The 21673-nt window shown below is 64.9% G+C and carries 17 protein-coding genes and 1 pseudogene; 12 read left to right on the top strand and 6 right to left on the bottom strand.

The window, feature by feature from the left end:
* Nucleotides 1-9: 9 nt before the first annotated feature.
* The 5 genes from ACPTTC_RS32015 to ACPTTC_RS31995 are packed head-to-tail and all read left to right on the top strand — an operon-like array spanning nucleotide 10 to nucleotide 5077.
* Complete coding sequence (locus ACPTTC_RS32015; protein WP_423395389.1) at nucleotides 10-1296, top strand: hypothetical protein; 1287 nt, start codon at nucleotides 10-12, stop codon at nucleotides 1294-1296.
* Nucleotides 1293-2543: a hypothetical protein gene (locus ACPTTC_RS32010; RefSeq protein ID WP_423395388.1), complete on the top strand. Its 1251-nt coding sequence runs from the start codon at nucleotides 1293-1295 to the stop codon at nucleotides 2541-2543. Before ACPTTC_RS32015 ends, ACPTTC_RS32010 begins: the two co-directional genes overlap by 4 nt.
* Nucleotides 2540-3556 (top strand): glycosyltransferase, encoded by a 1017-nt coding sequence (locus tag ACPTTC_RS32005; protein WP_423395387.1) that lies wholly within the window; start codon nucleotides 2540-2542, stop codon nucleotides 3554-3556. Before ACPTTC_RS32010 ends, ACPTTC_RS32005 begins: the two co-directional genes overlap by 4 nt.
* Nucleotides 3553-4317 (top strand): WecB/TagA/CpsF family glycosyltransferase, encoded by a 765-nt coding sequence (locus ACPTTC_RS32000; protein ID WP_423395386.1) that lies wholly within the window; start codon nucleotides 3553-3555, stop codon nucleotides 4315-4317. The genes ACPTTC_RS32005 and ACPTTC_RS32000 overlap by 4 nt, the downstream gene beginning before the upstream one ends.
* Nucleotides 4318-4336: 19 nt before the next feature.
* Entirely contained in the window at nucleotides 4337-5077 is a 741-nt protein-coding gene (locus ACPTTC_RS31995) for a heparin lyase I family protein (protein WP_423395385.1), read from the top strand.
* A gap of 81 nt (nucleotides 5078-5158) precedes the next feature.
* On the opposite strand, the gene ACPTTC_RS31990 is transcribed toward ACPTTC_RS31995, so the two are convergent.
* Entirely contained in the window at nucleotides 5159-6175 is a 1017-nt protein-coding gene (locus tag ACPTTC_RS31990) for a 1-aminocyclopropane-1-carboxylate deaminase (protein WP_423395384.1), read from the bottom strand.
* Nucleotides 6176-6372: 197 nt separating this feature from the next.
* On the opposite strand from ACPTTC_RS31990, the gene ACPTTC_RS31985 reads away from it, so the two are divergent.
* Nucleotides 6373-6873 (top strand): Lrp/AsnC family transcriptional regulator, encoded by a 501-nt coding sequence (locus tag ACPTTC_RS31985; RefSeq protein ID WP_069250588.1) that lies wholly within the window; start codon nucleotides 6373-6375, stop codon nucleotides 6871-6873.
* A gap of 346 nt (nucleotides 6874-7219) precedes the next feature.
* On the opposite strand, the gene mdeB is transcribed toward ACPTTC_RS31985, so the two are convergent.
* Nucleotides 7220-9949 carry an alpha-ketoglutarate dehydrogenase gene (mdeB, locus tag ACPTTC_RS31980; RefSeq protein WP_423395383.1) on the bottom strand — a complete coding sequence of 910 codons (2730 nt, stop codon included), beginning with the start codon at nucleotides 9947-9949 and terminating at the stop codon, nucleotides 7220-7222.
* A 164-nt stretch (nucleotides 9950-10113) separates the two neighbouring features.
* On the opposite strand from mdeB, the gene ACPTTC_RS31975 reads away from it, so the two are divergent.
* Together ACPTTC_RS31975 and poxB are read left to right on the top strand one after the other, a co-directional pair.
* Nucleotides 10114-10641 (top strand): Lrp/AsnC family transcriptional regulator, encoded by a 528-nt coding sequence (locus ACPTTC_RS31975; RefSeq protein ID WP_423395382.1) that lies wholly within the window; start codon nucleotides 10114-10116, stop codon nucleotides 10639-10641.
* 210 nt (nucleotides 10642-10851) lie between these two features.
* Nucleotides 10852-12573 carry a ubiquinone-dependent pyruvate dehydrogenase gene (poxB, locus tag ACPTTC_RS31970; protein WP_423395381.1) on the top strand — a complete coding sequence of 574 codons (1722 nt, stop codon included), beginning with the start codon at nucleotides 10852-10854 and terminating at the stop codon, nucleotides 12571-12573.
* Nucleotides 12574-12931: 358 nt separating this feature from the next.
* Here the strand turns inward: poxB and ACPTTC_RS31965 are convergent.
* Nucleotides 12932-13081: pseudogene (locus ACPTTC_RS31965) on the bottom strand (ISKra4 family transposase); the annotation flags it as partial.
* A 103-nt stretch (nucleotides 13082-13184) separates the two neighbouring features.
* On the opposite strand from ACPTTC_RS31965, the gene ACPTTC_RS31960 reads away from it, so the two are divergent.
* The 4 genes from ACPTTC_RS31960 to ACPTTC_RS31945 all read left to right on the top strand — a co-directional run bounded on the left by ACPTTC_RS31960 (nucleotide 13185) and on the right by ACPTTC_RS31945 (nucleotide 17931).
* Nucleotides 13185-14708 (top strand): GMC family oxidoreductase, encoded by a 1524-nt coding sequence (locus ACPTTC_RS31960; RefSeq protein WP_423395380.1) that lies wholly within the window; start codon nucleotides 13185-13187, stop codon nucleotides 14706-14708.
* Between the two features lie 15 nt (nucleotides 14709-14723).
* The gene (locus ACPTTC_RS31955; protein ID WP_423395379.1) at nucleotides 14724-16178 is read left to right on the top strand and encodes an aldehyde dehydrogenase family protein; all 1455 of its coding nucleotides are present in this window, start codon (nucleotides 14724-14726) and stop codon (nucleotides 16176-16178) included.
* Nucleotides 16175-17167: an amidohydrolase family protein gene (locus ACPTTC_RS31950; RefSeq protein WP_423395378.1), complete on the top strand. Its 993-nt coding sequence runs from the start codon at nucleotides 16175-16177 to the stop codon at nucleotides 17165-17167. The genes ACPTTC_RS31955 and ACPTTC_RS31950 overlap by 4 nt, the downstream gene beginning before the upstream one ends.
* A 122-nt stretch (nucleotides 17168-17289) precedes the next feature.
* Nucleotides 17290-17931: an NADPH-dependent F420 reductase gene (locus tag ACPTTC_RS31945; RefSeq protein WP_423395377.1), complete on the top strand. Its 642-nt coding sequence runs from the start codon at nucleotides 17290-17292 to the stop codon at nucleotides 17929-17931.
* A 300-nt stretch (nucleotides 17932-18231) separates the two neighbouring features.
* On the opposite strand, the gene ACPTTC_RS31940 is transcribed toward ACPTTC_RS31945, so the two are convergent.
* The 3 genes from ACPTTC_RS31940 to ACPTTC_RS31930 form a co-directional block, all read right to left on the bottom strand.
* Nucleotides 18232-20475: a molybdopterin cofactor-binding domain-containing protein gene (locus tag ACPTTC_RS31940; RefSeq protein WP_423395376.1), complete on the bottom strand. Its 2244-nt coding sequence runs from the start codon at nucleotides 20473-20475 to the stop codon at nucleotides 18232-18234.
* Nucleotides 20472-20936 (bottom strand): (2Fe-2S)-binding protein, encoded by a 465-nt coding sequence (locus tag ACPTTC_RS31935; RefSeq protein ID WP_423395375.1) that lies wholly within the window; start codon nucleotides 20934-20936, stop codon nucleotides 20472-20474. The genes ACPTTC_RS31940 and ACPTTC_RS31935 overlap by 4 nt, the downstream gene beginning before the upstream one ends.
* Before the next feature lie 238 nt (nucleotides 20937-21174).
* Nucleotides 21175-21612 carry a DoxX family protein gene (locus ACPTTC_RS31930; RefSeq protein WP_423395749.1) on the bottom strand — a complete coding sequence of 146 codons (438 nt, stop codon included), beginning with the start codon at nucleotides 21610-21612 and terminating at the stop codon, nucleotides 21175-21177.
* Nucleotides 21613-21673: the final 61 nt, after the last annotated feature.

The following is a 21673-nucleotide window of genomic DNA, read 5'->3' as shown; positions in this document are numbered from 1 at the left end:
ACAAACATCATGCTGCGGAATGCCGACGCCGAAAAGCTGCTGGGCCGTGTCGAAGCGCTTGTCTGTACCGGCGCGCCCGGTCTTTATCGTGTGCTGACGTTCTGGGTCATCCAGCGGATCTATTCGCTGGACGAGCTTGGGGCTGCGGCGTCCAACCTGTCGATCGCGCAGATGATCGGCTTCTTCACGGCCATCGGCTGGGCGACGCTGATTCTGGTACGCGTACCGGCGACCGACGGGAAGCAGGCGGCGCGCGGCGCGTTCTACTCGTTGGTGTCGATGGCGGGATGGACCGCCGTGGCCGCCACGTTCGCATGTGTGCTGGTGTCCGCGACCGGTCTCGTCGCGTTCGATCTCGGCGGCGTGGTCGCGCTGATGTGGGGCTGGACCGTGTATCAGCTCGCGCGACATTTCTTCGTGTCGTACCGCCGCTACCGGATCACGATCGCGTTCGACTGCCTGCTGATCGTGGGCTCGTGCGCGATGCTGTGGATGGGCACGCGCCACGGCCATTCCGCGTCGTCGTGCCTGGCCGTTGCGCTGGTCGTGGTGGCCGTCGCGATGTTCGCCGCGATCGGCGCACCCGATCGTCGCGCGTTTTCGATGCGCATCGACGTGAAGGGGCTGCAGTTCGGGCTGACCAATTTCCTGTCCGGCGGCATCGCGCTGGTGACCGTACCGGTGGCGAAGGCGATGTGCGGTGCGTCGTTCGCGGGGATGCTGTCGTTGTTTTCTTCGGTGACCGCGATGGGCAACCTGCTGCCGCGCGCCATTTCGATCGCGCAATTGCCGGACCTCGTGAAGCGGAAGAAGGACGAGGCGCCGCTCGATGCGACGCTGGGCGCGATGCGGCGCAATATCGCCCTGTCGAATCTGGTCGTACTTGTCGCGAATCTTGCGATGGTGGCAGGACTGACCTACCGATACGGGCTCGACGGCCACGGCGTGTTCGCGGTGCTCGCAGGCGGCGTGCTGCTGGCGATCCAGTGCGCGGCCGGCGTGCTCGGTGTCGTCAGCAGCAACGTGATGATGGTGTTCGAGCAGAGCGCGGTCACCGCGCGGATCAACATCGGCACATCGGCGTTGTTCGCCGCATTGCTCGGCGGCTGCGTCGTCATCGGCGGCGAAACCGGGTTCTTCTGCATGCTGGCGTCCGCGGTGGTCGTGACGCTGATCCGGAACGCGATCGTCGTGATGCATGCGCGGCGGGTATGCGCGGCCTATGCGGAATCGATCGGGGCGTTGGACGCAGCCGATATGAAAGCGACGCCGGCGTCGTCGGGAGCGCGACCGTGAACGCGGCCGCCCGATTCCCGGCGATCGTGCCGCATCGTCGATCGCGCGTCGCCGACCTGGGCGCCGGACTGCTGGCGCTCGCTTACTTGGTCTTCTGCGTCAGCGACACGCTGCTCACGCTCGACGACGATCGTTCGCAGGTCGTAAAGATGAGCGCGTTCGGCCTCGTGTTCGCGGCGATTCTGCTGCGCCCGCGCTTTCACCGGCTGGCCGTCGTCGCGCTCCCCGTCGCCGTGTCGCTCTGCATCGGGATGCTGCTGTCGTTCAACGTCCATGCAGGGATCGAGGAACTCGTCCGTTTCCTCTTTCCGGTCGCGATCACGGTGGCGATCTTCCCGTACCGCGACCGGCTCGACGTGCTGATCAGGACGTTCATCGGCGTGGTCGTGAGCAACGACCTGTTTCAGCTGTATTTCTATGTGTCGTACGCGATCGGGTTGCCGCTGTTCATGCCGGTGCGGATCGACTCGGGATTGTTCCTGCGTGCGCAGGGGTGGATGGGATTCTTTTCGGAATTCAGCTTCATCAATCTCTGCGCGTTTCTGCTGTGCCGCTGGTACTGGTCCGGCCGTCGCGCGGCAATCGCGTCGTGGGGTTTCCTGGTGTTCGCGTTGCTCGGCTTCTCGTTCAAGCTGTTCGCGGCGCTGGCGCTCTATCCGTTCGTGAGGAACGTCAGGGATGTGCGTGCGTGGCTGGCTGCCGCCGGCATCGCGGGCATGATGCTTGTGCTGATGGCGACGGGCGTGCTGGATGCGCTGTTGAAGGTCGGCATGGCGAAGATCCTGTTCTACGTCGTCGCTGGCAATTCGGCGCGCGCCGAATCCTATCGCGTGATGTTCGAGTCGATCCGCAACGGCAATCTGCTCGGCGAAGGGCTGGGCAGCTTCGGCGGCCCGGCATCGGTGAAGTTCTCGTCGCCGCTCTACCAGCTCTATCACTTCGACTGGTACGGGCTCGGCGGGTTGTTGAAGACCACCGACACGTTCTATCCGCACCTGTTCGTCGAGATGGGCACGTTCGGCGCGCTGGCGTGGCTGGTGTTCGTGCTCGGATACGGACAAGGGCGACGCAAGCCGGCTGTCTGGTTCTACATCGTCGGCGCGTTCTGCTTCGACAACATCTTCTCGATGGCATTTGTGTCGCCGTCTTACGTATTTTCCGCGCTGCTGGCGATGTATGCGTTCTCGTGGGGGCGGCCCCGCGTCGGCCCGGCGCATCGTGGCGGGGCGGTGGAGGTTCGCTCATGAAAATTCTCGTCGTTACGAACATGTATCTCGGCAGCAACCGCGCGAGCCCCTGGCAGGGCGTGTTCGTGACCGAGCAGGTCGAGGCGCTGCGGCGTTCCGGCGGCTGCACGGTCGATGTGCTCGTCATCGAGGGGTATCGCGACAAGCGTGAATACCTGCGCTCGATCTGGCAGGTCTGGAAGGCCGCTCGTGCGGGCCGGTACGACGTCGTGCATTACCACTTCGGCCTGAGCGCGTGTTCCGCACCGCTGATCCGGTTGTTCACGAAAGCGCGGGTTGTCGTCACGTTCCACGGCACGGACATCCTGGGGCCGCTCTGGATGCGCGCGGTGTCGAAATCGATGGCGTGCTTCGCGCATGCGTGCATCGGTGTGAGTGCGGAGATTTCGTCGCGTCTGATCCGGCTGCGCCGCCGTTGCGTGACGATTCCGTGTGCTGTCAATGAGACGGTCTTCGCTGAGGATCGCGACGATGCGCGCATGAAGTCCGCCGTGCCGATCGTTGTTTTCCCGTCGTCGCCGAATCGGCCGGAGAAGAACTATCCGCTATTTTCGCTGGTGCTGCGGCAGCTTGCGGAACAACACGGCATCCGGGTGCAGGAGCGGCATATCGACGGTCTCGATCGCGGCGAGGTGCGCGACCTGCTGGCGCGTGCCGCGTGCTTGCTGATGACGTCGACCCGGGAAGGGTCGCCGCAATCGGTCAAGGAAGCGATGGCGCTCAATCTGCCGGTCGTATCGGTCGATGTCGGCAACGTGCGGCAACTGCTCGACGGCGTGTCGCCGGGCATGGTGGTGTTCGACCACGACGCGGGCCGTCTCACGAACGAGCTTGCCGAAGTGTTGGAGGCTGGCGTGCGATCCAACGGGCGCGAGAAGCTTGCGGCGCTCGGTTACTTCTCCGCGGATGTGTCGGCGAAGTTGAAGGAGCTGTATGCATTGCTGCACCGGTCGTCGCGATTTGCCAACGATATTCCGGATGTTAAAAAAAATGATGGCGAGGCCTTGCAATGAACCGCGCTGAATTCTTTTCGTGCCCGATCCATCTGATGTCGATGAACGATACGGTGGACTGGATCGACGCGAGAGTCGAGAAACGGCAATTCACGCAGCACGTCGTCGTCAACGTCGCGAAGATCGTCAACCTGCAGCGCGATGCGGAACTCGCCGCGTCGGTCCGCGAATGTGACGTCGTCAACGTCGACGGCATGGGTGTCGTCTGGGGCGCGCGGCTGCTCGGCATCCCGGTGCCGGAACGCGTCGCGGGCGTGGATCTGTTCGATCGGCTGCTGGCGCTGGCCGAAGCGAAAGGGCTGCCGGTCTATCTGCTCGGCGCGACGCCGGAGGTTGTCGAGCGGGTCGTCGCCGTGACGGCGGCACACTACCCGCGGCTGCCGGTCGCCGGATATCACCACGGCTATTTCTGGGACGACGAACAGGCGGTCGTGGACGACATCCGCCGGTCGGGTGCGCGGCTGCTGTTCGTCGCGATCACGTCGCCGCGCAAGGAAAACTTCATCAATCGCTGGAAATCGCAGTTGGGCGTCGATTTCGTGATGGGCGTGGGCGGGACGTTCGACGTGGTGGCGGGGAAGGTGAAGCGGGCACCGCCGTGGATGCAGCGCAGCGGGCTGGAGTGGGCGTTTCGCGTGATCCAGGAGCCGGGGCGGATGTGGAAACGCTACCTGTCGACCAACAGCCGCTTCCTGGCGATGCTGGCGCGCGCGTATGTGTCGCGGCTGTTTCGGCGAAAAGGGGAGCGGAATGTGCGGTAGATTCGTCGTTGCCGCATGCGTGCTCGTCGCATCGGTTTGCCACGCGGGCCCGGAAGGCGGCAAGCATGACGATGCGCGCTTTTATCGGTCGGACTGGGCGCGCGGCATCGATTCGCGGCTTCGTTTGCAGGAGCCGGTGGTGCAGAACATTACCACCACCGAAATTTCCGGTATTCACGGCACGCTGTTGAGGGTGACGATGAACCGCTCGCAGGATTTCAGCAGCGTGGCGAGCGGCACGCCACGTTCCGAGATCAGCTTCTCTCCGGTGTTTCGCTTCGTCAACGGTCGTGACTACGAGGTGCGCTGGTCGACGGTCGTTCCCGCCGACTACCGGTTCGATTCCAGACAGCCGGAACTCATCGCGCAGTTGCATCAGGGCGGCAGCGACGGGTCACCGCCGTTTGCGTTGCTGCTGAATAACGGGAAGTACGAAGTCGATGTGCGCGGCGCGCCGGGCATGCCGAGCCAGTCCATTGCGTTCGGCGACCCGTCGGCGGATCGCGGGAAGCCGGTCTGGTGGGTGCTGCGGTATCGACCGGACGATCAAGGCGTCGACGCGCTGACCGATGTTTTCCGCAACGGCGAATGCGTCGTGCATGTTACGGGCGTACCGAACGCGTATCCGAACGATCGTGACGCTTACTTCAAGCTCGGCCTCTACAAATGGTGGTGGAAGACCCGCCCGTCCGATGTGATCGAGCGAACGATGTATTACGGCGACATCGAGATGAAGGTACTGCGTGAGACGGCCCGATGAGCGGGGCTGAACCGGGCGGGAGCCGTGCCGGTTCGACGGAGGCGTGACGCCGGTGCGCGCCGCACCTCCGCCCGGCCCGCCTCACCCCTGTCGGAAAATCTCCGCATACGCACTCAACGCCGGCACGCCGCCGAGGTGTGCATACAGCACCTTCGAGCCCGGCTCAAACTCCCCGCGCCGAACCTTGTCGATCATCCCGTGCATCGATTTCCCTTCGTACACCGGATCCGTCAGCATGCCTTCGAGCCGCGCGCACAGACGAATCGCCTCGAGCGTGCCGTCGTTCGGCAGCCCATATTCGGGGCCTGCATAACGCGTGTCGAGCACGACGTCCTGCTCGTCGATGCGACGCCCGAGTTCGACGATCTCAGCCGTGTGCCGCGCGATGCGCGTGATCTGCGCATGCGTCTTCTCCGGCGTCGCGGATGCGTCGATCCCGATCACGCGATCCGCGCGGCCGTCCGCCGCGAAGCCGACGACCATCCCCGCCTGCGTGCTGCCCGTGACCGAGCACACGACGATGTAGTCGAACTTGAAACCGAGCTCGGCTTCCTGCTGCCGCACTTCCTCGGCGAAGCCGACGAAGCCGAGCCCGCCGAGCGGATGCTCGGAGCAGCCGGCCGGAATCGGATACGGCTTGCCGCCCGCCTGCCGCACGCTCTCCATCGCTTCTTCCCAACTACGGCGGATGCCGATGTCGAAGCCGTCGGACACGAGCCGCACGTCGGCACCCATCATCCGCGACAGCTGGATGTTGCCGACCTTGTCATATACGGGGTCCTCATAGTTGACCCAGTGCTCCTGCACGAGCACGCATTTCATCCCGAGATGCGCGGCAACGGCCGCGACCTGACGCGTCTGGTTCGACTGGACGCCGCCGATCGACACGAGCGTGTCCGCACCCTGCTCGAGTGCGTCGGGGATCAGGTATTCGAGCTTGCGGGTCTTGTTGCCGCCGAACGCGAGGCCGCTGTTGCAGTCCTCGCGCTTCGCATACAGCTCGACCTTGCCGCCGAGGTGCGCGCTCAGGCGCTTGAGCGGCTGGATCGGCGTCGGGCCGAACGTGAGCGGATAACGGGGGAAACGTTGCAGGTTCATCGGCGTGCTCCGGAAAGCGGTGGACAGGGCGGGTAATCGGATCGTTCGGGTGCGGCCGGCAGGCCGTGTTCCGACGAGAAAAATGATAGGCAGAAGCGCGAGAAATGAGCTTGCGAAATCAATTGCGTCGGCCTACGTTATCGACATTGATGGAACGCTATAAACAATTTCGATTCGTTGAGTAGGAGGATGACGCAATGAAATTAGATCGAGGGAGCGCATCGCCGGCTGACGCCGCACCGGCGCTCGATCGCATCGACCGCGCGATCCTGCGGCAACTGCAGCAGGACGCGTCGATCTCCAACGTGAGCCTCGCGGCGAAGGTGAAGCTGAGCGCGCCGGCGTGCCTGCGGCGCGTCGAAAGGTTGAAGGAGATGGGGCTGATCCGCGGCATCGTCGCGTTGCTCGATCCGAAGCCGCTCGGTGCGGGGATGCTGGTCGTGATCGGCTTCGTGCTGGATCGCTCGACGCCCGAAGCGTTCGCTGCGTTCGAGAAGGCCGCGCAGAAAGTGTCGGGGTGCGTCGAGTGCCACGTCGTGACCGGCGAATTCGACTACTTCATGCTGGTGCGCACGCGCGACAACGACAGCTTCAACCGGCTGCACGCCGAACAGCTGCTATACCTGCCCGGCGTGCGTCAGGTGCGCTCGTTCATGGTGCTCAAGGAGATTCTTTCGACGCATGCGTTGCCGTTGTAGGCGCGTGCACGCGGTAAAGGTGCGACCGACGGATGCGTCGGTCGCGGTGGGGGATTTCAGCGAGTGGCATGGTGCGCGAGACGCGCCGTGGCGCGAGGGTGCGGCTTGCCCGTAAGCGATACGGGAGCGAATGCGCGACGGGGGTGTCGATGGCGGACGCCCGAGCGCCCGAGCGCCCGAGCGCCCGAGCGCCCGAGCGCTCAGACACTCAGACGCTCAGACGCTCAGACGCTCAGACGCTCAGACGCCCAACGCCCAACGCCCAACGCCCAACGCCCAACGCCCAACGCCCAACGCCCAACGCCCAACGCCCAACGCCCAGGCACGAAGACAAACGACGCACCGCTCAGCGCTGCCACGGCGCCGCACCGGGCTGCTGCGCGATCTTGCCAAGCCGCTCGCGCGCATCGCGCACGATCCGGGCATCGATCTCGCCTTCATCCGCGAGCGCCTTCAACGCAGCAAGCACGATGCTCGCCCGATCGACTTCGAAGAACGCACGCAGCGCTTCGCGCGTATCGCTGCGGCCGAACCCGTCGGTGCCGAGCGTCACGTAGCGGCGCGGCACGTAGGCGCGGATCAGCTCGGGCACCGCGCGCACATAGTCGGTCGCCGCGATCACGGGGCCGTGCGTCTCGGCAAGCTGCTGCGCGACATAGGGCTCGGCCGCCGTCTCGCCGAGCCGCGCCAGCCGTTCGGCTTCCATCCCGTCGCGCTGCAATTCGCTGAAACTCGTGACGCTCCACACGGCGGCATCGATGCCCCAGTCGTCCTCCAGCATCCGCTGCGCGGCGAGCACTTCGCCGAGAATCGCGCCCGCGCCGAGAAACTGCACGCGCGCCGTCGCGTTCGAGCCGGACGGCAGCCGGTGCATGCCCTTCAGGATGCCGTTGCGGCGCGCGGCCGGATCGTCGTCGGGCATCGACGGCTGCGCGTAGTTCTCGTTCATCACCGTCACGTAATAGAACACGTCGCGTTGCTGCTCGACCATCTCGCGCATGCCGGCATCGACGATCGTCGCGACTTCGTACGCGAACGCCGGATCGTACGCGCGGCAGTTCGGGATCGTGGACGCCGCGAGATGGCTGCTGCCGTCCTGGTGCTGCAGCCCCTCGCCGCCGAGCGTCGTGCGGCCCGACGTCGCGCCGACGAGGAAGCCGCGCGAGCGCTGGTCGGCGGCGGCCCAGATCAGGTCGCCGATGCGCTGGAAGCCGAACATCGAGTAGTAGATGTAGAACGGCAGCATCGGCAGGTCGTGCACGCTGTATGCAGTCGCCGCGGCGATCCACGATGACACGGCGCCGGCTTCCGAAATACCCTCCTCGAGAATCTGCCCGCGCGTGTCCTCGCGGTAGTAGAGCATCGAGCCGAGATCCTCGGGTTCGTAGCGCTGCCCGAGCGGCGAGTAGATGCCGACCTGCCGGAACAGGTTCGCCATGCCGAACGTGCGTGCTTCGTCCGCGACGATCGGCACCACGCGCGGGCCGAGCGCCGGGTCCTTCAGCAGCGCGGCGAGCATGCGCACGAGCACCATTGTCGTCGACATCTCGCGACCTCCCGCGTCCAGCGCGAACGCACCCCAGGCCGGCATCGGCGGGACGGTGAGCCCCTCCGACGCCACCATCCGCCTTCTGGGCAGATAGCCGCCCAGGGCAGCCCGGCGAGCGTGCAGGTAGCGCATCTCGGGGCTGTCTTCGGCCGGTTTATAAAACGTGAGCTGCTCGACGTCGAGATCCGACAGCGGCAGCCGGAAGCGGTCGCGGAATGCCTTCAGGTCGTCGACGTCGAGCTTCTTCTGCTGGTGCGTCGTCATCCGGCCCTGGCCGGCCGTGCCCATGCCGTAGCCCTTCATCGTCTTCGCGAGGATCACGGTCGGCTGGCCGCGATGGGCCAGCGCGCGCGCATATGCGGCGTGCAGCTTGCGCGCGTCGTGGCCGCCGCGGCGCAGGCGGTCGATCTCCGCGTCGGTAAGCTGCGCGGCGAGTGCTTCGAGCGCGGGATCCTGGCTGAAGAAGCGCGCGCGGTTGTACGCGCCGTCGTTCGCGGAGAAGGTCTGGAACTGGCCGTCGACGGTGTCGGCGAACGCGCGGGCGAGCGCGCCTGCATGATCGCGTGCGAACAGCGGATCCCAGTCGGACCCCCACAACACCTTGATCACGTTCCAGCCCGCGCCGGCGAACAGCGCCTCGAGCTCGTCGATCACGCGGCCGTTGCCGCGCACCGGGCCGTCGAGCCGCTGCAGGTTGCAGTTGATCACGAACACGAGGTTGTCGAGCCCCTCGCGCGCGGCGAGCGACAGCGCGCCGAGCGATTCGGGCTCGTCCATCTCGCCGTCGCCGAAGAAGCCCCATACGGTGCGGTTCGTGGTGTTCGCCAGGCCGCGATGCTGCAGGTAGCGCATGAAGCGCGCCTGGTAAATCGCGTTGATCGGGCCGATGCCCATCGAGCCGGTCGGGAACTGCCAGAAGTCGGGCATCAGCCACGGGTGCGGATACGAGCACAGGCCCGGGCCGGCGATCTCGCGGCGGTAATGCTTCAGGTGATCCTCGGTGAGGAAGCCTTCGAGATACGCGCGCGCATAGACGCCCGGCGACGAATGCGGCTGGAAGTAGACGAGGTCGCCGCTCGTGCCGCGTTCGCCGCTGCCGTCGGCCGTTGCCGCGCGGAAGAAATGGTTGAAGCCGACTTCGAACAGGTCGGAGGCCGACGCATAGCTCGCGATATGGCCGCCGAGCTCGCCGTACGCGCGGTTCGCGCGCACGACCATCGCGAGCGCGTTCCAGCGCAGCGCGGCCGACAGCCGCTCCTCAAGCTCGGCATCGCCCGGGTAAGGCGACTGGTCGTGCGCGGCGATCGTGTTCAGGTACGGCGTGACGGGCCCGCGCGTCGCCGCGAGGCCGCTCGCGTGAGCATGGTCGGCGAGCCGGTCGAGCAGGAACTGCGCGCGATCCTTGCCGACGTGCGCGACGACCGCGTCGAGCGCTTCGAGCCATTCGGCGGTTTCTTCCGGGTCGGCGTCGGCGTGCGCGAGGTTCGCGCGCCGCGTGGCTTCGAGTCCGTTCGACAGGTCCGTCATCGCAGGTCTCCCGCGCGCCGGTTTGGAGCGGCGCGCAATCAGTGGCAATCGGTCGAATCATGCTACCCGCCGATCCGCAAAATATGCGTCTGATTTCATTGGGCATTCTGCTTCGGATGGTGTAAATATTCTGGCTACGGCCACTCCTGCAGAAAATTTCCACCATGAGCGCACACCCGCGGCGGCTCGACCGCATCGACATCGGCATCCTGAACCAGCTTCAGCAGAACGCGCGGATCACGAACGCGGAACTCGCGCGGGCAGTGAACCTGTCTGCCACGCCCTGCTTCAACCGCGTGCGCGCGCTCGAGAAGCTCGGGCTGTTCCGGCAGCAGGTCACGCTGCTCGACCCGGAGCCGCTCGGGCTGCGGATCAACGTGTTCATCCAGGTCAGCCTCGAGAAGCAGGTCGAGGATGCGCTGCAGCGCTTCGAGGAAGCGATCTCGCAGCGCCCCGAGGTGATGGAGTGCTACCTGATGTCCGGCGACGCCGACTACCTGCTGCGCGTCGTGATGCCCGACATGCGCACGCTCGAGCGCTTCATCATCGAGCGGCTGACGACGATTCCCGGCGTGTCGAACATCCGGTCGAGCTTCGCGCTGAAGCAGGTGCGCTACAAGACCGCGCTGCCGCTGCCGTCGGCGGGGCTGACGCTGGGCGATCCGGACGAGTCGGCGTCCGACTGGAGCTGAATCCGCTGTCGCGGGCGAAGCCGCCGGCTGGCCGACGAAACGGCGACAGTCGCCCGACACCGCCGAAAGGGACCGAACGAAACGCACGCAAGCGCGTCGCACGTTCACGACACGGCGCGAAGCGATCGCGTATGCTCGTCCGTTCGGTGGCGAAGGCGGCCACCGCAGCCGGTTCATTCGTGTGACGACCCATCAACGAGCGAGGACAGCATGGCTAAACAGACGATGGCGGAATACCTGGCGAAGACGCTGGCGGCAGCGGGCGTCGAGCGCATCTGGGGCGTGACGGGCGACAGCCTGAACGGCCTGTCGTTCAGCCTGAGCCAGATCGGCTCGATCCGCTGGATGCATACGCGGCACGAGGAAAGCGCCGCGTTCGCGGCTGGCGCGGATGCCGCGTCGACCGGGCGGCTCGCGGTGTGCGCGGGCAGCTGCGGCCCCGGTAACCTGCACCTGATCAACGGGCTGTACGACTGCCACCGCAATCACCAGCCGGTGCTCGCGATCGCCGCGCACATTCCGTCGACCGAGATCGGCCTCGGCTACTTCCAGGAAACCCATCCGCAGGAGTTGTTCCGCGAATGCAGTCACTTCGCGGAGCTCGTGACGAACGCATCGCAGTTCCCGCGCGTGCTCGCGCGGGCGATGCGCACCGCGATCGACGAGCGCGGCGTCGCGGTGATCGTGCTGCCGGGCGACATCGCGCTCGGCGACGGCCCGGACGAGCGGCCGGCGTGGAGCGAATCGGCGCCGCCGTCGATCCTGCCGGCCGACGCCGATCTCGACCGGCTCGCGGCGCTGCTCAACGCGTCCGATGCGGTGACGCTGCTGTGCGGCAGTGGTACGCAGGGCGCGCACGATGAAGTGGTCGCGCTGGCCGACACGCTCGGCGCGCCGGTCGTGCATGCGCTGCGCGGCAAGCAGTTCGTCGAATGGGACAACCCCTTCGACGTCGGGATGACGGGGCTGATCGGCTTCAGCTCGGGCTATCACGCGATGGAGTCGTGCGACACGCTGTTGATGCTCGGCACGGATTTCCCGTACCGGCCGTTTTATCCGTCGAACGCGAAGGTTGCGCAGATCGACTGGAAGGGCTCGCAGCTCGGGCATCGCGCGCCGCTCGCGCTCGGCCTCGTCGGCACCGTGAAGGAAACGATCGCGGCGCTGCTGCCGCGCCTCGTGCGCAAGACGCAGCGGCGTTTCCTCGAAAACGCGTTGAAGCATTACGCGGCGGCGCGCAAGGGGCTCGACGATCTCGCGGTGGCCGAGCCGCCGGGCCGCGCGATCCTCCCGCAATACCTGACGAAGATCGTCGACGAAGTCGCGGCGGAAGACGCGATCTTCACCGCCGACGTCGGCACGCCGACGCTGTGGGCCGCGCGCTACCTGACGATGAACGGCAAGCGGCAACTGCACGGCTCGTTCAATCATGGCTCGATGGCGAACGCGATGCCGCAGGCGCTCGGCGCGCAGGGCGCGCATCCGGGGCGGCAGGTGGTATCGCTGTCCGGTGACGGCGGGCTGTCGATGCTGCTCGGCGATCTGCTCACCGCACGCCAGCTCAAGCTGCCGATCAAGATCGTCGTGTACAACAACAGCCTGCTCGGCTTCGTGTCGATGGAACTGAAGGCGGCCGGCTATCTCGACACGAACGTCGACCTGAGCCCGACCGACTTCGCGGCGATCGCGAAGGGCGCGGGCATCTTCAGCGTGCGCGTCGAGCATTCGGAGAACGTCGAGGAAGCGCTACGCATGGCGTTCGCGCACGACGGGCCGGCTGTCGTCGACGTCGTCACGTCGAAGTACGAGCTTGCGATGCCGCCGAAGATCGAACTCGCGCATGCGAAGGGCTTCAGCCTGTTCATGCTGCGCGCGATTCTCAGCGGGCGCGGCGACGAGATCGTCGAGCTGGCGAGAACCAACTTGCGGTGATGCGGTGCCGCGCGCGGTGCTTCGGGCAGCGCGCGCGGCGCACCGCACGGACGAGCGCGCCGGGGGGCGTTCGTCGGTGCGGGACGAATCGAACAATACGACAAGAAGGCAATCGAGATTCGTGCCTACGAGGCATCCGACCTGCACGCTATCGGCCATCTGGTTCGATGTATCGCTGCTCGCGCATCCGCTTTTCGGCGACGCGCGGCTGCGTGAGCAGCGCACGCTGATCGAAGCGGTTTATCTGCCCGAGGCGGAAACCTGGGGCGCGTGCCGGGCCGCAGACGCAATTTCTACCACTCCCTACCGATCAGATCCGTCGCCTGTGGCTCAAGCGCCATCTTGCACTCGAGGCGCTCCGTAGCGGATGCGGCGACGTTGAAGCCCACACTCGTGGCGGCTTGCCGGTTTCGCCCAGTGCAGCCACGACGACTGCGATCGACGATGGCCGGTTGCCGGCTTCTACGCGATTTCGCGTGCCTGAACCCTTGCGATTGCAACGAGCTTTAGGTTGCCGTAATTCGAACCGATAGTTCTGGTATTGCGTCCGGGAAATCACCTTGCCTCGGGTTAATCTGCATTCAGATAACCGAATCCAAGGAGAAAGCCCGATGAGCCAAGCCAATATCAAGAGTCCGGTAGCACATGTGGCCGACGTTTTGATTGTGGGTGGAGGGTCGGCAGGCGCGGTGCTGGCGCGGCGCCTGAGCGAGACCGCGAATCGGCGCGTGTTGTTGCTCGAAGCCGGCGCCGCGTATGACGCCTGGGGCTATCCACATGCGGTCGCGAACAGCGACCAATTGGGCGCCGCGACCGGACATGATTGGGGTTATCGATCAGAGCCCGGCTTCGTCGAACATCCGATCGGCGCCTTTCGAGGCAAGGTCCTGGGCGGAAGTTCGGCTGTCAATGGTTCGGTGGCCATTCGAGCAAGACCGCAGGATTTCGATAACTGGGCGCTGGCAGGCTGGTCGTATGAAGATGTCCTGCCGGCCTTCAAGAAACTGGAGCACCGCGTCGGCGGCGCGGATGCGCTGCATGGCCGTAACGGTCCGTTGCCGGTCCGTCAACTCGAGCGCGATGACATCACGCCCATGCAGCGCGCATTCATCGATGCATCGATCGCAAATGGATTCCAGCCGATAGACGATTTCGACGGGCCAGATGCGCATGGCGTCGGTCCCTACCCGATGAATATCGTCAACGGGGTCCGCGTCAATACCGGTATCGCGTATCTGGATAACGAAGTCCGCGACCGGAGCAACCTGGAAATTCGCGGCAACGCATTGGTCGATCGGGTCCTGTTCGACGGTACGAAGGCCATCGGCGTAAGTTTGGCGAATGGCGAGGAAATCCATGCAGGAGAACTCATTCTCAGCGCCGGCGCTTATGGCAGCGCAGCCATCCTGCTGCGTTCGGGGATCGGCCCGAGCGCGGATCTGCGCGCGTTGAACATTCCCGTGGTGGCGGATTTGCCGGTCGGCCAGCGCTTGAAGGACCATCCGTTCTATTACAACGCGTACGCCGCGCACCCGGACAGGATAGGTGCGCAGTCGCCGGTGATCGGCGCGAAGCTGTGGACGCGCAGCAAGCAGGCGAAGCCCGGGGATCTCGATCTCCACGTGACCGCCACGCATCTGTTTCCCCATGATCAGAGCCCGACGAAGGTCGGTTTCGTGCTGGCGGTCGCGCTCACGCGTCCGCTGTCGGTGGGCCGGCTCAGCCTGGTCGACCGGAATCCGGAGACAGCACCGCGCATCGACCTCAACTTCCTCGCCGATCCCGGCGACCGCGCCCGGTTGCTCGACGGCGTCAAGATCGCGCGGCGGATTGGTCAAACCGAACCCCTGTCTCTCCTGATTCATTCCGAACTGGCGCCCGGCATCCACGCGCGCACGGATCAGGAGATGCTCGATTCGATCAAGGCAACGCTCGACACCTATCATCATCCAACGTCGACGGCCCCGATGGGCGGTATCGGCGACAACGGGGCGGTGGTGGATCTGCAGGGCAGCGTCCACGGCGTATCGAACTTGCGCGTGGTCGATGCGTCGATCTTTCCCGACGCCATCTCGGTGGCGACCAATGTCACCACGATCGCGGTCGCCGAGCATATCGCTCGGCACTACGCCTGATCAGGGGATCCGATCATGACGATCACGACAGCCCTGCATTGGATCGACGGCGCCTGGATCGACTCCGGGACGCACCGTGATTCGGTCGATCCGGCAAGCGGAACGGTCATCGGCAGATACGCGGATGGCGGCGAAGCGGTGGCCGAACTGGCGATCGCCTCGGCGAGGAAGGCGTTCGACACGGGAAACTGGAAACACGATGCGTCGCTGCGCGCCAAGGTGCTCGACGAACTGGCTGCGTCATTCGAGCGGCACGAGGAAGCCCTGATCGAACAACTGGCGCTGGAAAACGGCAAGGTCAGGGCGGAGGCGCGCTTTGAGGTCACGATGGTGCCGTCGAAGTTGCGTTTCTACGCAGCGCTGGCGCGTGCGGAGCGTGGTCACAGCGGCACGCCGAGACCGGATGTGTTGTCGGTGGTGGTGCGCGAACCGATGGGCGTCGCCGGGATCATCGTGCCCTGGAATTCGCCGGTCGTGCTGTTGATCCGCTCGCTGGGACCGGCGCTGGCGGCGGGCGTCACGACGGCCATCAAGATGCCGGGGCAGACGGCCCAGACCAACTCGCTGGTGGCGCGCGTCATCTCCGAAGCCCCCAGCTTGCCGCGCGGCGTGATCAACCTGTTCAACGAGTCTGGCGCCGAAGGCGCGAAGCTGCTGGTCGCGTCGCCCGCGGTGCCGGTGATTAGCTTCACCGGGTCGACTGCGACCGGCAGGGCGATTTCGGCGGTGGCTGCACAGCGCATCAAGCGCGTCGGACTGGAGCTGGGCGGGAAGACGCCGCATCTGGTATTCGACGACGCCAATCTGGACGCGGTACTTCCGATTCTCGAGAAATCGCTGACAGTCTTTGCCGGTCAGTTCTGCATGACGGGTTCGCGGTTGCTGGTACAGCGCGGGGTTGCGGCGCAAGTACGCGAAGGGCTTTCCAGGCGACTCGAGGCGGTCCGCGTGGGGCCCGCCGCCGATCCGGCCAGTGACATGGGGCCGCTGATCGACAAGCCGAACGTGGCGCGGGTCGATGCGATGGTCGAGCAGGCCATCGCGGCGGGTGCACGGGTGATTACTCGCGGCGGACCGGTTCGGGAGGGCGCGCTCGCAAAGGGTGCGTTCTATCGGCCCACGCTGCTGGAGGTGACCGACGCGAAGCTGCCGATCGTGCAGCAGGAGGTATTCGGTCCGGTGTTGACCTTGCAGGTTTTCGATACGGAAGAAGAGGCGGTGGCGCTCGCGAACGACAGCGAATACGGTCTGGCGGCCGGAGTCTGGACGCAGGAGGTTCACCGGGCGATGCGGGTTGCCCGCGCGGTGCAGGCGGGTACGGTCTGGATCAACGATTGGGCGAAGGTCTACGACGAATTCGAGGAAGGAGGCTATAAGCAATCCGGTCTTGGACGCCTGAACGGTGTCGCCGCGATCGACGATTTCGTCGAGTACAAACACATCACGTTGAATACGGGACATGTGTCATGAAAGGAAAAATCGTGCTCGAGGAGCACCTGACGACCGAGTTGAATAACGGCCTGTGGGATGCGGCGGGCGAAGCGGCTCGCAATGGCAAGGCCTACATGGAAGATGTCGATGCGAGGCTGCTGGACGTGGATACGCGCTTGAGCGACATGGATGCGAACGGTATCGATATCGCGATCCTCTCGCTGACGTCACCCGGCGCACAGTCCATTCTCGATGTAGGGCAGGCCGTGGATTTCGCCAGGAAGACGAATGACCAGATCGTGGAGCAATTTTCCTCTCATCGATCCGGTCGCTTGAAGGCATTCGCGACGGTGGCAATTCAGTCTCCGCGGGCCGCGGCGGATGAGCTTGAACGCGCGGTCGTGGAATTGGGCATGAAAGGAGCGTTGATCAACGGGTACACGAACATCGGCGATCGAGACACCGCGCAGTACCTCGACGAAGAACCGGTATGGGAGTTCTGGGAACGGGTATCGACGCTGAATGTGCCCGTGTATTTGCATCCGAGGGAGCCGCTGCCGGCTCAGCAACGCATCTATGCAGGATACGAGTCGCTGGTGGGGTCGGCCTGGGGCTTCGCTCATGAAACGGCGACGCATGCGATCCGGTTGATGCTGAGTGGCTTGTTCGATCAGTACCCGAACATCCAGATCATCCTCGGTCATCTCGGCGAGGGCTTGCCGCTCATGCTGCCGCGCCTCGAACATCGGCTCGACATGCAGCGCGAAGGGGTGGGGCTGGGCAGGGCAAAGCGGCGGGTGAGCGAGTATTTCAGCGAGAACTTCTACATCACCACGGCCGGTCACTTTCACACCAAGGGGTTGTTCAACGCGATCAGCGAGGTCGGAACGGATCGCGTGATGTTTTCGGCCGATTATCCCTACGAGAGCATGACTACCGCGAGCCAGTGGTTCGATCACGCATTGCTTAGCGAAAACGACCGGCAAAAGATCGGGCGGGACAACGCCGCCCGGCTGTTCGGGCTATAGCTTCGAGAATACGGAGGACACGTTTCGTTTCGAGGTATCGGTCGTTCGGGGGCGCGTCGCTTTGACGAGCGGAAACGGATGTCGTGCAAATGTGCGGAAACGTTTGTTATCAGGAGAAGGGAATGGAACATGTTGCAATCATCGGCCTGGGGAACATCGGGTCGCGTCTGGCGAAGAACCTCGTCGCCGGCGGGGTTTCGTTGATTGTCGCGGATGCCGACGAGGATAAGGCGAAGCAGTTGGCGGATACGTTGGGAGAACGGGTGACGCATGCAACGCTCGATCAGGCCATCGACCGGGCGGACATCGTCATCTTCGCGGTCTGGTTCGACGTCATCAAACGCTATTTTGAAACCCACGGCGCGCAACTGGCTGGCAAGATCGTCGTCGATACCTCGAATCCGATTGCGCCCGACAACGCGGGCGGGTTCAAGAAAATCCTCCCGGAAGATCAGTCGTCGGGGCAAGTCCTCGCCAGCCTGTTGCCGGTCGGTGCGAGGCTCGTCAAGGCGTTCGGCACCTTGGGCGCGGCGTCGCTGACGTCGGGTGCGAATCGTCGCCCGACGCGGGCCGTCGAATTCTATGCGGCGGACGACGCGGCAGCGGGAGACGCAGTGGCGAAACTGATCGACGCGAATGGATTCGATGCCCTGAAAGTGGGTGGAATCGACCAGTCGATCCGCATCGAAGTCTTCGGTGATCTTCACGAATTCGGCAAGCTCGGCCGTCTGGTCTCGGCCGATGAGGCTGCGAAACTGATCTAGAACAGGTCTGGGTGAGTGTCCAGTGCTGGCCGCGTGGCCGGCACCGGATGACTTGCTTCCGGTCGGCTACCGGCGGCTGCATGCAGTCGTGGAGCGCGAAGGCATTCATGTGCATCGCAAGCGCGTGCATCGCCTTTATCGTGAAGGGGCGGTTCATCTTTCATAAACGTCAGATAAGGCGCTATAAGGTCCAATTCGTCATCCTGGACATAGGTCGAGGACGGTCTCCGCTTTTCCAACTCCTTGTGACGTGAATAACGCGCTCCAGTGAGCGGAACGGCATTGTTCCGAACGGCGGGATCACGCAAATGCACCGCGTAACTTATCGGGCGTGATCGGTAGATCCCGGATGCGGCGGCCCGTCGCATGCGCGATTGCGTTGGCCAGTGCCGCCGCCGCCGGCCCGACCGAGAACTCGCCCGCGCCCAGCGATACTTCGTCGGGGTGATCGATCAGCTCGATATCGATCGGCGGTACTTCGTCGAACCTCAGGATCGGGTAGTCGGCCCAGGCGCGCGTCGTGATCTTGCGTCGGTCGAATGCTACGCGTTCCTTCAACGACCAGCTCAACGCCTGCACGATGCCGCCTTCGATCTGGCTTTTTGTGCCGTCCGGGTTGACCACGCGCCCGACGTCTGCTGCCATCGTGACGCGTGTCACCTTGACGACACCGTGTTCGCGATCGACCTCGACCTCGACGACCGCGGCTGCGTAGGCCTGGATGTTCTTGTAGCGCGAGTAGGCGAGACCGCGGCCGCGGTGTCCGTCGCCTCGCGCGCCAGCGCGCCAGCCGGCGCGCCGCGCGCATGCGTCGAGTACGGCCAGCGCACGCGGGTCGCTCAGGTGCGCGCGGCGGAATGCAACGGGATCGATGCCGGCTGCGGTGGCCAGCTCGTCGATGAACGATTCGATCGCGAACACGTTCGCGTAGGCGCCCAGCGTGCGCAGCGAACTGGTGCGGATCGGCGCGTCGAGCAGTAGGTGATTGACGACGCGCTGGCGCGGCAGGTCATAGACGGCCACCGCGTTGCGGTCGCCGTTGCCGTACGGCTGCGGAATATGCAGCGGCGGCGTCGGCGAGAACGGCCTCGCGAGATCCCAGGCGGCAAGCAGATTGATCCCGCCTTTCTGGCCTGGTCGCGCCGCATGGGTGTTGCTCCACAGCTCGTATTGCCAGTCGACGATGCGGCCATCGTTCGACAGGGCAGCCTTCACCTGAATCGCCATCGCGGGGCTGATCGGGGACCATGCGAATTCATCGTCACGCATCCATTGGAGCTTGACCGGCCGGCCGGGCACCTGACGCGCGAGCAAGGCCGCGTCGAGCGCGGCGTCGTCCGCACCGTTATGGCCGTAGCAGCCCGAGCCTGCCGTATGCACGACATCGACGGCGGCGACAGGCATGCCGAGCACCGTTGCCAGATCCCCGCGTAGCGGAAACGCGCCTTGCGTATGTGACCAGACGGTCAGGTGCGCGTCGTTCAGCAGCGCTACCGCGCAGGACGGTCCGATCGACGCCTGCGACAGGTACGGCCGCGAATAGGTCGCCTCGAAATGCCTGGCGTCGGCGGGTGGCGCGATCTCCTGGCCGACCGACGCAACGATGCTGTCTTCGCTGCGCCAGCGGTACAAGGCCTCGGGCAGCGCACTTGCGTCGGGTAGGGCGGTGCCGTCGTCGCTCCATTGCGCGGCGGCGGCCAGTGCGCCGCGCGCGGCGATCGCCTGTTCCTCGCGCTGCGCGACGACGCCGAGAAAATTCCCGTCGCGCACCACGGCAATAACGCCCGGCAGAGCGCGCACGCGCGCGTCGTCGAGCGCGAGCAGTCTGACACCTGCGCGCGGGGGCCTGACGACTCGGCCGAACAGCATCCCGGGCATGCGCAGATCCTGTACGTAGGCGGCCTCGCCGGTGAACTTGCCGGGCAGGTCGAGGCGCGGTATCGCCTTGCCGACCAGACGGAAGTCGGCGGGGCGTTTCGGCACGACGTTCGCCGTCACTTCGAGGTCTAGCAGATCGCGCTTGCCCGCGACCAGGTCGCCGTAGCTGACGGCGCGGCCGCCGGCGGCCAGTACGCGGCCGTTTTCGGTCCGCAACGTGCCGACGGGCACGCCGAGGCGGATCGACGCCTGCTGAAGCAGCGTCGCGCGGGCCTGGGCGGCGGCGATCCGGACGGCGGCACCGCTTTGCTCGATCGACTGGCTGCCGTATGTGTAGCCTTCGTTCGGGCTGCGCGTCGTGTCGGCCGACACCATCTGCACCCGGGCGAGATCCGCGTCGAGTTCGTCCGCGGCAATTTGCGCGAGCGCTGTGAGGATGCCCTGGCCGAGTTCGGCTTTGCCGGTGAAAACCGTGATGGCGCCATGTTCGTCGATGCGGATCCAGCCATCGAGCCGGCGGTTCGTTCGCAGGCTGATTGGCAGTGCCGGTTGCGCCGCGCTGCCGGCCGGTTGGGGCAGTGCGCTCAACGGGGCGAGCGTGAAGGTGGCGACGAGCGCGCCCGCAAATTTGCCGAAGTCGCGGCGGGTAAGTTTGGCGACGTTCATGCGCGCATCTCCTGCGCGGCGCGCAGGATCGCGCGGACAATACGGTTATGCGCGCCGCAGCGGCACAGCATGCCCGACATCTCGCGGCGGATCGTCGCCTCGTCGGGGTTCGGATTGGCATCCAGCAGCGCCTTCGCGGCGATCAGCATCCCGCTCGAACAGTAGCCGCACTGGGCCGCCTGTTCGTCGATGAATGCTTGCTGAACCGGATGCAGCTTCGCTCGCGAACCGAGACCTTCGATGGTCGTCACGGGCGCGTCGCCCACGGCTCCGACCGGAAAGACGCAGGAGCGTACCGCGGTTTTGCCGATCAGCACGGTACATGCGCCGCATTGCGCCTGTCCACAGCCGAATTTGGGGCCGTTCAGGGCGAGGTCGTTGCGCAGCACGTAGAGCAACGGCGTATCGGGCGCTGCTACGACGGTGTGCGTCCGCAGGTTGACTTGAAGCGAAAGCGTCATGGAGTGCTCCTGGCGGGTTGCCGGAGGGCGCCTCGTCTTGACCACGAGGTTGCTGCGTAAAAGGATTTCGTATGCGATCGGGGGCGGTCGGAACGGGTTGATAAGTAAAACAAAATAAAAATTTTACGAACCATCGAGAAATCCAACGGACCTAATCATGAATTTCTCAATAGCTTATAAGTATTGGGAAATTCTTTAATCTGGCGGGCGATCCGTAATGGATCGCATACGGTTTCCATCAGTGGCGATCGATCGAGAACCGGCCGGGGCCGGAGACGATCAGCACCAACAGACCGCCCACGATACTGACGTTCTTGTAGAAATTGATCTGGTTCGCGTACTGGTCGGCACCCGTCATGGTCCAGTACGGGTGACCGATGAAGGCGGTGCCGAGCGTGTAAAGCGCGAGCAGCAACGCCACCGGCCGCGTGTAGAAGCCGGCCACGATCAGCAGCCCGGCCACGAACTCCATCACCACCGCAATCACCGCCGCGAGCGTCGGCACGGGCACGCCTGTCGACCCCATATACGCAACGGTACCGGAGAAGCCGATCAGCTTCTGCCAGCCGAACATGACGAACAACACCATCATCAGCACGCGTGCGATCAGCAGCACGTTGTCCTGTTGCTTGTCGAAAGAGAGGTAGCGCATGGTTGGGAGATTCTCGTGAAAGATTGATTGATATCGTGCGATCGATAATGCCCGGCGCCATGTCGGCGCGTGGCGTCTCGTTTAT

Source organism: Burkholderia mycopellens (genome assembly GCF_964265025.1).
GTDB lineage: Bacteria > Pseudomonadota > Gammaproteobacteria > Burkholderiales > Burkholderiaceae > Burkholderia.
The sequence above is the reverse complement of the archived record's forward strand: the minus strand, read 5'-3'. Positions and strand labels throughout refer to the sequence as shown.